Annotated in this window: 9 protein-coding genes; 6 read left to right on the forward strand and 3 right to left on the reverse strand. The window is 66.6% G+C overall.

Annotation, left to right across the window (positions count from 1 at the left end; all coding sequences use genetic code 11):
* Positions 1-103 precede the first annotated feature (103 nt).
* Genes C167_RS0110735 through C167_RS0110745 form a run of 3 tightly spaced genes read right to left on the reverse strand, consistent with a single transcriptional unit; the run spans position 104 to position 2,498 of the window.
* On the reverse strand, positions 104-1,369 hold the full coding sequence (locus tag C167_RS0110735) for an OprD family porin (RefSeq protein WP_017518278.1): 1,266 nt from the start codon (positions 1,367-1,369) through the stop codon (positions 104-106).
* 2 nt (positions 1,370-1,371) lie between these two features.
* Positions 1,372-1,782, reverse strand: coding sequence for a DoxX family protein (locus C167_RS0110740; RefSeq protein ID WP_017518279.1), 411 nt, complete (start codon positions 1,780-1,782; stop codon positions 1,372-1,374).
* Between the two features lie 59 nt (positions 1,783-1,841).
* Complete coding sequence (locus C167_RS0110745) at positions 1,842-2,498, reverse strand: hydrolase (protein WP_017518280.1); 657 nt, start codon at positions 2,496-2,498, stop codon at positions 1,842-1,844.
* A 337-nt stretch (positions 2,499-2,835) separates the two neighbouring features.
* Between C167_RS0110745 and C167_RS0110750 the strand changes: the two genes are divergently transcribed.
* From C167_RS0110750 to katG, 6 genes are all read left to right on the forward strand, one after another.
* The gene (locus tag C167_RS0110750; protein ID WP_026078951.1) at positions 2,836-3,792 is read left to right on the forward strand and encodes a GlxA family transcriptional regulator; all 957 of its coding nucleotides are present in this window, start codon (positions 2,836-2,838) and stop codon (positions 3,790-3,792) included.
* Between the two features lie 204 nt (positions 3,793-3,996).
* Entirely contained in the window at positions 3,997-5,376 is a 1,380-nt protein-coding gene (locus C167_RS32420; RefSeq protein ID WP_017518282.1) for an ATP-binding protein, read from the forward strand.
* Positions 5,377-5,715: 339 nt separating this feature from the next.
* Complete coding sequence (locus tag C167_RS0110760; protein WP_017518283.1) at positions 5,716-6,285, forward strand: hypothetical protein; 570 nt, start codon at positions 5,716-5,718, stop codon at positions 6,283-6,285.
* 83 nt (positions 6,286-6,368) lie between these two features.
* The gene (locus tag C167_RS0110765; protein WP_017518284.1) at positions 6,369-7,187 is read left to right on the forward strand and encodes an alpha/beta fold hydrolase; all 819 of its coding nucleotides are present in this window, start codon (positions 6,369-6,371) and stop codon (positions 7,185-7,187) included.
* Positions 7,188-7,198: 11 nt separating this feature from the next.
* Positions 7,199-9,052 carry an amidohydrolase gene (locus C167_RS0110770; protein WP_037006108.1) on the forward strand — a complete coding sequence of 618 codons (1,854 nt, stop codon included), beginning with the start codon at positions 7,199-7,201 and terminating at the stop codon, positions 9,050-9,052.
* 281 nt (positions 9,053-9,333) lie between these two features.
* Positions 9,334-11,526: a catalase/peroxidase HPI gene (gene katG, locus C167_RS0110775; RefSeq protein ID WP_017518286.1), complete on the forward strand. Its 2,193-nt coding sequence runs from the start codon at positions 9,334-9,336 to the stop codon at positions 11,524-11,526.
* Positions 11,527-11,637 lie beyond the last annotated feature (111 nt).

Below are 11,637 nucleotides of genomic sequence, written 5' to 3' on the forward strand. Positions count from 1 at the left end.
GCCATACAAGCGAGCTTGCTCGCGAACGCCTTGCACCGAGATTGGCCGGCGTGAAGCGGGTTCGCGAGCAAGCTCGCTCCTACAGGTCAGGGTCGGGTGTGCTTCAGAAAACGCCCTTGAGCGGGTATTCGACGATCACGTAGATGCGGTCGATATCCGCACCGCCCTGGGCGTCGTTGGCGCGGTGCGAGACCTGGGCGAAGCTCAGCGCCAGGTCCTTGGCCGGACCGGACTGCACCACGTAGCGCACGTCGAGATCGCGCTCCCAGTGGCGCCCGCCGTCGCCGTAGGCGGGCTGGCAGGCGCCGCCCTCCAGAGGGTTGTAGGCGCCGCCGCACGGAGCATGGGTGCCGTCGATGCCGCTGCCGCGCACATAGCGGGTGGAGAAGGTCAGTCCGGCGAGGCCGGCGCTGGCTCCGTCCCACTGGTAGCGGGCCTGCCAGGAGTGCTCGCCAGGGCCATTGAAATCGGCGTACTTGATGGAGTTGGCGAGGTAGATGGAATCGCCGCCGACGAAGTCGAAGGGTGTGTCGCCGTCGATCTGCTGGTAGGCAAGGCTCAACGCATGGCTACCCAGGGCGACCTTGCCCAGCAGGCTCCAGGCCAGGGTGTCGATGCTGCCTGCGCGGGCGCTGCCGGTGTCGCCGGTCTTGTACAGGTTGGCGTCCACCGACCAGCGGCCGAAGTGGCCATTGAGGTTGGCGTAGGCCTGGCGCCAGACGTCGTCGAGCTGGCTGGCGTAGAGTGCGCCGCCCCAGTGGGCGCTGGGGGCGCTCCAGGTGGCGCCGGCCAGGCTCAGGCCGCCGAAACGGGTGCTGGCGCCGTAGCCTTCGAATTCGCCATGGCTGGAGCTGGAGTCCTGATTCTTGAAGGCGGTGAAGCGTCCGGCCTGTAAACGCAGCCCCGGCAGGCTGCGGTCGTCGAGGAACCAACCGGTGGCGTACTCGGGTTGCAGACGCTTGTCGCCGGTGTCGAACACCGGGGTTTCCACTTCCATCTCGCCCCAGGCAAGGGAGGTCTTTTCATGTACCAGACGCAGCGCGGCGCCGACATCGGAGTACTCGCTCTCGCTGCGGCCATCGCTGTCCAGCGGCAGCAGGCCGGTGCCGGCGTGGCCGCGGCCGCCATCGAGTTTCAGGCCGAGGAAGGCGTGGGCATCGACGCCCAGGCCGAGGGTGCCGGGCGTGACGTCGCTGCTGAATCTGCCGATGAAACCCTGCGCCCATTCGCGGCGCAGGCTCTGGCCGTTGGGGCCTGGGCTGCGGTAGTCGTTGTCGAGGAAGTAGTTGCGTGAGAGCAGCGACCAGTCGGCAGCGTGCGCCTGGGCGCAGGCAAACGCCAACGCGCAGGAGAGCAGGGCGGTTTTCAAGATCAGGACTCCGTGCCGAATGCGGCGAGGCGAGGCAGGGTGAGGCGATAACGGCCAGGACCGGCAAGCGCCAGGCCGGCGAAGAGGATCAGCATCCACCAGGCGAACTGGCCTTCTTCCAGTGACCACTGCGGGTGCACGAACAGCAGCGCAACCAGCAGCACGGCGATCACCGGCAGGCAGGCGAGGCGGGCGAACACGCCCAGGATCAGCAGGAGCGGACAGAGCACTTCGGCGAACACTGCCAGCGCCAGGGTCGGCGCGGCGCCGAAGCCGAAGGGGTCTTCGATGTGCTTGAGCTCGCTCTGCCAGTGCAGGAGCTTGGGCAGCCCGTGTACCTGGAGCAGCAACAGGGCGGCGCTGACGCGCATGAACAGCAGCGCCAGGGCGCCGGAGCGGTCTTGGGTCGGCATGGTGTTTATCCCTGAAATGAAAAAGGGGCGGCAATGCCGCCCCTTTCTGCCGCGAAGAATCAGTGGCCTTCGCTGGCGTTGAACATGGTCTTGGCGTAGATCAGGCCCAAGCCGTAGGCGCCGCCGTGCTCGATGGAGGTTTTCACGGTCTGGTCATAGGTTTCGCCACGGGCCCAGTCGCGCTGCAGCTCCAGCAGGTACTGCAGGGAGGTCATGGGGCGTGCGCCCAGCTGGATCATTCGTTGCAGGGCCATCTCATGGGCCTCGGTGGATACGTCGCCACAGGCATCGGCGATCACGTAGACCTCGAAGCCCTGGTCGATGGCCGACAGGGCCGGGCCGACGATGCACACGGACGTCCAGAGGCCGGCGAGGACGATCTTCTGCTTGCCGAACGTGTTCACTTCAACGGCGATGCGCGGGTCTTCCCAGGTGTTCATGCTGGTGCGGTCGATGACGTTGTGCTCGGGGAAGACCGACTTGATCTCGTCGAAGATCGGGCCGGAGAAGCTCTTCTCGGCAACGGTGGTGAGAATGGTGGAAACGCCGAATTCCCGGGCCGCCTTGGACACCAGCGCTGCGTTGTTGCGCAAAGTCACCGCATCGATGGACTTGGTCGCGAAGGACATCTGCGACTGGTGGTCGATCATGATCAGGGTGTGGTCGGTGGGGCTGAGCAGGGTTTTGCCGGGAACGGCTTTGGCGATGGCGGTCATGGTCGGATTTCCTTTGGGCTTGCGTGGGAAGAAGAGGGCAGTTGGGGCGGTCTGCAGCGCGGGTGGCAAACCGTGGAGCCATTCTTGTCGATCGCTCGAAAACGCGGAACAGACAGCCCTGCAGGGTCGCTTTGCAGTTCTGCAAGGGCCATCCGGGCGCTTCGATGGGCAAACTATGGTCAGGCCGGCGCGGCATTTATTGGACCCGTGTGCTCGGCCACGGCGGCGCAGAATGATGCAAACGTGCGATTCGCCAGCGCGGCGAGTCGCTACAGTGGTTTTTTCCTATATCGGGGCACGCGAGACCGCCAAGCCCCGTTTGCGTGCGAGTAGACGAATGAAAACAGTGGCCATGGTGCTGTACGACGACGTGCTGGCGCTGGATGTGACCGGGCCGATGGAGGTGTTCTCCATGGCCAACCGTTATTTGCCGCCGGAGCGGCATTACCAGTTGCTGACGGTGGCGGCGCAGCCCGAACGCGTGCGCGCCTCCAGCGGGCTGCGCATGACCGCGGACCTGTCGCTGCCAGCGCTGCCGGCAGGCGTCGACCTCCTGCTGGTGCCCGGCGGCCCCGGCGCCTACAACGGCAACAACGATGCGCTCCAGGCCTGGTTGCCGGGTGCGGCGCGTGCGGCCAAGCGCTACGGCGCGGTGTGCACCGGCGCCTTCCTGCTGGGCGCAGCCGGGTTGCTCGATGGCTACCGCTGCACCACCCACTGGAACTACCTCGAGCGCCTGGCGCAGCTGTACCCGCGCACCCAGGTGCAGGCCGAGCGCATCTACGTCGTCGACCGCAACCTGATCACCTCCGGGGGTGTCACCGCCGGCATCGACATGGCGCTGGCGGTAGTCGCCGAGGACCACGGCAAGGACATCGCACTGGAAGTCGCCAAGGTGCTGCTGGTGGTGCTCAAGCGCCAGGGCGGACAGACGCCGTTCGGCCCGCTGCTGGTGTCGGTGGTGCGCGACGGCTCGGTGATCGCCCGTGCCCAGGCCTACGTGGTGGATCACATCGACGAGCCGCTGACGGTGAACCGCCTCGCCGAACTGGTGGCCATGAGCCCGCGCAACTTCGCCCGCGCCTTCCAGCGCGAAACCAGCATGACGCCCATGCAGTACGTGCAGAGCGCGCGCATCGACCATGCCCGCAAGCTGCTGGAAAGCAGCGACCTGCCGCTCAAGCAGGTGGCCAGCCGCAGTGGCTTCGGCAGCCCCCGGCACATGCGCACGGTATTCGGCGAGCGGATCGGCATGACGCCGAGCCAGTACCGCGAGCAATTCGGCTTTGCCTGATGGGGCAAGGCCGCATTTTTCATCGGTTGACCGTCCGGCGCACCCAAGTTGGCCGAATCCTTCCCCCCGCGGGAATTGCGCTGTCATGGCGAGGCGGGAAAATACCCCTGACCAATCATCAGGGGCGCGTCACTTTGGTTTCGATCAGATCGCCTGGAGGCCCCGTTGTAGAGCGATTCATTCGGACCACGGCGTGAGCAGGACATGAGCACGAACACGGAAAACCGCACCGAGACCGTCCTGCAGTTCGGTCGCTTCCAGTTCCATCCCTACAAGCGCCAGCTGCTGCAGGGAGATCGCCCGGTGCGCATCGGCAGCCGGGCGCTGGACATTCTGCAGGTGCTGATCCGCCAGCCCGGCGAGATCATCGCCAAGGACACGATCATCGCGGAAGTCTGGGGCGGCACGGTGGTCGAGGAGATCAACCTGCGCGTGCACATCGCGGCACTGCGCCGCGCCCTTGGCGAAGGCCGCACTGGCGAGCGCTACATCGCCAACGTGCCGCTGCGCGGCTATGGCTTCGTCGGTGTGGTGGAAAGCGTGGTCGCTCCGGTGCAGACCGTGGCGCTGCCTTGCGAAGTGCGCGCCAGTAACCTGCCGGTGCTGCTGATGGGCCTGGTCGGCCGCCAGGCGCAGCTCGAACGGCTGGTGAAGCAGTTGCCCGCCACGCGCCTGCTGACCCTGGTCGGCCCCGGCGGTATGGGCAAGACCTCCCTGGCGATCCATGCCGCCGAGCAGCTCGGCAGGCACTTCAGCCAGGTGCGCTTCCTCGACCTGTCCGCCGATCCGGACGGCGTGTCTCTCAGCCAGAGCCTCGCCATTCTCCTGCGCGAGCCGGCCTGTGAACCGACGCTGCTGGTGCTGGACAACTGCGAGCACCTGGCCGAGCGTTGCGCCGAGGCGGTGGAACATCTGCTGCGTCTGCACCCTGCACTGAACATCCTGGCCACCAGCCGTGAACCGTTGCGTGCCGAGGGCGAGCACGTGTTGCGCCTGCCGCCGCTGGAGGTGCCTGCACAGGACGACGCGCCGCTGGCGCTGGCCATGTGCAGCTCGGCGGTGCAACTGTTCGTGATGCGCGCGCGGGAGGTCTGCGACCGCTTCGAACTCAAGCCCGGCCAGGTGCGCGCGATTATCGACATCTGCCGGCGCCTGGACGGCATCCCCCTGGCCATCGAGATGGCCGCGCGGCAGGTCGGCATTCTCGGCCTTGCCGGGCTGCCGGCGCTGCTGGATACCCCCATGCAGTTGCTGATGCCCGGCCGCCGCACCGCCCCGGCGCGTCAGCAGAGCCTGCGGGCGACCTACGACTGGAGCTACGCGCTGCTGGACGCCGTCGAGCAGCGTTGCCTGGGCTTGCTCGCGCAGCTGGCGGACGGCTTCACCCTCGACACGGCCGTCGCCTCGCTGGATGACAAGCGCTGGTGCCGCGAGTGCGTGTTCGCCGCCGTGCGGCAACTGGCGGACAAGTCCCTGTTGTGGGTGGAGCAGGGCGACAGCGAAGTGCGCTACCGCGTGCCGCATACGGCGCGTGCCTATATGCGCCAGGTGACCCTGCCTGGGCTTGCCGTCTCCGCGGCCTGATCGCCTTCTGCCGCAGCTGCCGGCATCCTACGTTCATGTATCCCCTGACTCCGGTGCGAGCTGTGACTCGAGCGGCGTAGGGCGCATAACGCGCCAGCGTCGTTCGGCCGCCGGCGGATAACCCTTTCCGGTTATGCGCCCTACCTGGCTTCACCCTGGCGTAGGAGCGGACTTTATCCGCGATAGGTTCGCATCGCGCCGGACACCATCGCGGACGGAGTCCGCTCCTACGCACCTGCAGGCCTCCAAGGTCGAGCAGCTATCCAGCACATGCGTCCAATAGGACGATCGTTGCCGCCGCCATAGTGATCGGACCTCAATCATGAGTCCGGAACACCCATGAGCGCCGAAACCATCGATCTGAACAGCGTGGTGACGCTGGTGGTCCACCACAAGGTGCGTTGCGAAGCCCTGCCCAGCTACGAGGCCTGGCTGCGCCGTACCGTTTCGGCTGCGCGCCGACAGCCGGGGCACCTGGGGGTGAATGTGATCCGTCCCGACGGCGAGGGCGCCATGTTCACCACCGTGGTGCGCTTCGCCCGCGCCGGCCAGCTGCAAGCCTGGATCGACTCCCGCGAACGCGCCGAGCTGGTCGCCGAAGTCCTGCCGCTGCTGGAGGAGGGCGATCACCCGCTGATCCACAACGACGCCGAGTTCTGGTTCACCCCCGAGCACGGCAACGCGCGCCAGCCACCGAAATGGAAGCAGGCGCTGCTCACCTACCTGGTGATCAGCCCGCTCACCATGGTGATTCCGCCGCTCTGGGCGCCGGCGTTCGAGCGCTTTCCGGTGCTGGCCGGCGTGGTGCCGAGCAACCTGCTGGTGACCCTGTGCATCGTCCTGCCGGTGGTCTACCTGATCATGCCCTGGGTGACGCGTCGCTGCGCCGGCTGGCTCAGCGCCGACTGAAGCTGTCCCCTGAATTTCCCTCCCGCGGCGCCCGAGCGGCGCCCGTACCCACATCGTCCTGCATGGCAGGCAGAGGAGTTTCCATGAGCACTTTCGTTACCCGCGACGGCACCGAGATCTATTACAAGGACTGGGGCAGCGGCAAGCCTGTGCTGTTCAGCCACGGTTGGCCGCTGGACGGCGATATGTGGGAATACCAGATGCAGTACCTGAGCAGCCGCGGCTACCGCACCATCGCCTTCGACCGTCGCGGTTTCGGTCGCTCCAGCCAGCCGTGGAACGGCTACGACTACGACACCTTCGCCGATGACATCGCCGGCCTGATCGAGCACCTGGACCTGCGCGAAGTGACCCTGGTCGGCTTCTCCATGGGCGGCGGCGACGTGAGCCGCTACATCGGCCGCCACGGCACCTCGCGCGTCGCCGGCCTGGTGCTGCTGGGGGCCGTGACGCCGATCTTCGGCAAGGCCGCCGACTTCCCGCAGGGCGTCGACGGCGCCGTGTTCGAGGGCATCAAGGCCGGCCTGCTGCAGGACCGCGCTCAGTTCATCGCCGACTTCGCCGCGCCGTTCTACGGCATCAACCATGGCCAGAAGGTCTCCGACGGGGTGCTTACCCAGACCCTCAACATCGCCCTGCTGGCTTCGCTCAAGGGCACCGTGGACTGCGTCGGCGCCTTCTCCGAAACCGACTTCCGCGCGGATCTTGCCAAGGTGAACGTGCCGACCCTGGTGATCCACGGCGACGACGACCAGATCGTGCCGTTCGAGACCACCGGCAAGCTGGCAGCCGCACAGATCCCGGGAGCCGAACTGAAGGTCTACGCCGGCGCGCCCCACGGCTTCGCCGTTACCCACGCGCAGCAACTCAACGAAGACCTGCTGGCCTTCCTGCAACGCTGAGGGGCATGAGCATGAGCAACACAGAACGCAACGCAGACCTGATCCTGTTCAACGGCAAGCTGCACACCGTCGACCCCGAGCGCCCCCACGCCACGGCCGTGGCCATCGCCGACGGCAAGTTCCTCGCCGTGGGCACCGACGCCCAGGCAATGGCCTACCGCGACGCCTCGACCCAGCTGGTCGATCTCAACCGCCGCACGGTCATTCCCGGCCTCAACGACTCGCACCTGCACCTGATCCGTGGCGGCCTGAACTACAACCTGGAACTGCGCTGGGAGGGCGTGCCTTCGCTCTCCGATGCACTGGAGATGCTGCGCCTGCAGGCCCAGCGCACCCCGTCGACGCAGTGGGTGCGCGTGGTGGGTGGCTGGAACGAATTCCAGTTCGCCGAACGCCGCCTGCCGACCATCGAGGAGTTGAACAAGGCGGCGCCGGATACCCCGGTGTTCGTCCTGCACCTGTACGACCGCGCGTTGCTGAACCGCGCCGCGCTGCGCGTCGTCGGCTACACCAGGGACACGCCGAACCCGCCCGGCGGCGAGATCGTCCGCGACAGCAACGGCGAACCCACCGGCATGCTGATCGCCCGCCCCAACGCGATGATCCTCTACGCGACCCTGGCCAAGGGCCCGAAGCTGCCGCTGGAGTACCAGGTCAACTCGACCCGCCAGTTCATGCGCGAGCTGAACCGTCTTGGCCTGACCAGCGTGATCGACGCTGGCGGCGGCTTCCAGAACTACCCGGACGACTACCAGGTGATCCAGCAGCTGGCCGACGCCGACCAGCTCACCGTGCGCATCGCCTACAACCTGTTCACCCAGAAGCCCAAGGAAGAGCTGGCCGACTTCAAGAACTGGACCAGCAGCGTGACCTATGGCCAGGGCACCGACTTCCTGCGGCACAACGGCGCCGGCGAGATGCTGGTGTTCTCGGCGGCCGACTTCGAGGACTTCCTCGAACCGCGCCCGGACCTGCCCGGCACCATGGAAGCGGAGCTGGAACCGGTGGTGCGGCACCTGGTCGAGCAGCGCTGGCCGTTCCGCCTGCACGCGACTTACGACGAGTCGATCTCGCGCATGCTCGACGTGTTCGAGAAGGTCGACCGCGACATTCCCTTCAACGGCCTGCCGTGGTTCTTCGACCACGCCGAGACCATCACGCCGAAGAACATCGAGCGCGTCCGCGCCCTGGGCGGTGGCATTGCCATCCAGGACCGCATGGCCTTCCAGGGCGAATACTTCGTCGACCGCTACGGCAAGCAGGCCGCCGAGGCCACGCCGCCGATTAAGCGCATGCTGGCCGAAGGCGTGCCGGTGGGCGCCGGCACCGACGCCACTCGTGTTTCGAGTTACAACCCATGGACCTCGCTGTACTGGATGGTCAGCGGCAAGACCGTCGGCGGCCTGAGCCTGTACCCGGAGGGCCTGTCCCGCGAGGTGGCGATTGAGTTGTTCACCCATGGCAGCGCCTGGTTCTCCAGCGAGCAGGGCAAGAAGGGCATGCTCAAGGCCGGCCAGTTGGCAGACCTGGCGGTGCTCTCGGAGGATTTCTTCTGCGTCGAGGAAGAGGCCATCAAGACCATCGAGTCGGTGCTCACCGTGGTGGGCGGCAAGATCGTCCACGGCGACCGCGAGTTCGACAAGCTGGCCCCGCCGGGCATCCCGGTGGTGCCGGAGTGGTCCCCGGTAGCCATGGTCCCTGGCCACTGGCGCCCCCAGGCGCCACTGCAGCAGGCCGTGCACCAGTGCGTTGGCGCCTGTGGCGTGCACGGCCATAGCCACGAGCGTGCGCGCACCAAGGATGTGCCGGTGAGTGACTTCGCCGGGTTCTGGGGCGCGTTCGGCTGTTCCTGCTTCGCGTTCTGAGGGTGCTTTGAAGCCTTCTAGCCGCCCGGCAGGAAGGCACTTCGTAGGAGCGAGCTTGCTCGCGAACAATGTTTCCGGATGCTTCGGTTCGGGACAGTTCGCGAGCAAGCTCGCTCCTACAGTTCCGAATTCCGGCGTGCGCCCGGACCATCCCCCGCATCGATAGCTTTTACCGTTAGAGCCAATCAATAACTGCAATAGCAGCCCGTCCCGTTTGATCTATCTTCTGATGGGTTGTGCGAATACGAGGCGCCACGCCAGGCGCCCACAAGGAGCCTGCAATGAGCGACGAAAACAAAGGTGGTTGCCCGTTTCACCAGACGGCTGGTGGCGGCACGTCCAACCGTGACTGGTGGCCGAACCAGCTGAGGCTGGACCTGCTGCACCAGCATTCTTCCAAGTCCAACCCGATGGGCGAGGACTTCAATTACGCCGAGGCGTTCAAGACCCTTGACCTGGAAGCGGTCAAGGCGGACCTGCGCGCCCTGATGACCGACTCCCAGGACTGGTGGCCGGCCGACTTCGGCCACTACGGCCCGCTGTTCATCCGCATGGCCTGGCACTCGGCCGGCACCTACCGCATCGGTGATGGCCGTGGCGGCGCCGGCCGCGGCCAGCAGCGCTTCGCCCCGCTCAACAGCTGGCCGGACAACGTCAGCCTGGACAAGGCGCGCCGACTCATCTGGCCGATCAAGCAGAAATATGGCGCCAAGCTGTCCTGGGCCGACCTGATCGTCCTCACCGGCAACGTCGCCCTGGAATCCATGGGCTTCAAGACCTTCGGCTTCGCCGGTGGCCGCGAGGACGTCTGGGAACCGGACCTGGACGTGTACTGGGGCGAGGAGACCACCTGGCTGGGTGGCGACAAGCGCTACACCGGCGACCGCGACCTTGAGAACCCGCTGGCTGCCGTGCAGATGGGCCTGATCTACGTGAACCCCGAGGGCCCCAACGGCAACCCCGACCCGCTGGCTGCCGCGCGGGACATCCGCGAGACCTTCGCCCGCATGGCCATGGACGACGAGGAAACCGTCGCCCTGATCGCCGGTGGCCACACCTTCGGCAAGACCCACGGCGCGGGCCCGGCGGATCACGTCGGCGCCGACCCGGAAGCCGGCGGACTGGAAAACCAGGGCCTTGGCTGGGTCAGCAGCTTTGGCACGGGCTTCGGTGGCGACACCATCACCAGTGGCCTGGAAGTCACCTGGACATCCACTCCGACGCGCTGGAGCAACAACTTCTTCTGGAACCTGTTCGGCTACGAATGGGAACTGACCAAGAGCCCGGCCGGCGCCCACCAGTGGCAGCCGAAGAACGGCGCGGGCGCCGGCAGCATTCCCGATGCCCACGACAAGTCCAGGCGCCGTGCGCCGTCGATGCTCACCACCGACATCGCGCTGCGCGTCGATCCGGCCTACGAGAAGATTTCCCGGCGCTTCTACGAAGACCCGGATGCCTTCGCCGACGCCTTCGCGCGCGCCTGGTTCAAGCTGACCCACCGCGACATGGGCCCGCTGGCTCGCTACCTGGGGCCGGAAGTACCGAAAGAGGAACTGATCTGGCAGGACCCGATCCCGGCGGTCGACCATCCCCTGGTGGACGAGCAGGACATCGCCGCGCTCAAGGCCAAGGTACTGGCTTCGGGGCTGTCGGTCGGCGAGCTGGTCTCCACCGCCTGGGCCTCGGCCTCGACCTTCCGCGGCTCCGACAAGCGCGGCGGTGCCAATGGCGCGCGCATCCGACTCGCGCCGCAGAAGGACTGGCCGGTGAACCAGCCCGAGCAACTGGCCAAGGTGCTGGGCGTGCTGGAGGAAATCCAGGCCGAGTTCAACGCATCCGCCGGTGGCGGCAAGAAGATATCCCTGGCCGACCTGATCGTCCTGGCTGGCGCTGCCGGCGTGGAAGAGGCTGCGCGCAAGGGCGGCCACGACATCCACGTGCCGTTCGCGCCGGGCCGCATGGACGCCAGCCAGGAGCAGACCGACGTGCACTCGGTGGGCATGCTGGAGCCGGTGGCCGATGGCTTCCGCAACTTCCAGAAGTCCAAGTTCGCCGTGCCGGCCGAGGCGCTGCTGATCGACAAGGCGCAGTTGTTGACCCTCACCGCGCCGGAAGTCACTGCGCTGATCGGCGGCCTGCGTGTGCTGGGCGCTAACACCGGCGGCTCGCAGCACGGCGTGTTCACCTCGCGCCCCGGCACGCTCAGCAACGATTTCTTCGTCAACCTGCTGGACATGGGTACCGTGTGGAAGCCGACTTCGGCGGACAACACCGAGTTCGAGGGCCGCGACCGCAAGACCGGCGAGCCGAAGTGGACCGGCAGCCGTATCGACCTGCTACTGGGATCAAACTCCCAGCTGCGGGCGTTGTCGGAGGTCTATGGTTGCTCGGACGGCGAACGCAAGTTCGTCCATGACTTCGTCAAGGCCTGGACCAAGGTGATGAACCTCGACCGCTTCGACCTGCCGCGCTGATCGGGCAGGGAAGGGCAAAAGGCCCGCGGACGAGCGATCGTCCGCGGGCCTTGTCGTTCCGGGCGACGCAGAATTTTCACAAGCTGCCGGCAGACTGGGCCGCTTATCCGG

Source organism: Pseudomonas nitroreducens TX1, from assembly GCF_000313755.1.
Classification (GTDB): domain Bacteria; phylum Pseudomonadota; class Gammaproteobacteria; order Pseudomonadales; family Pseudomonadaceae; genus Pseudomonas; species Pseudomonas nitroreducens_A.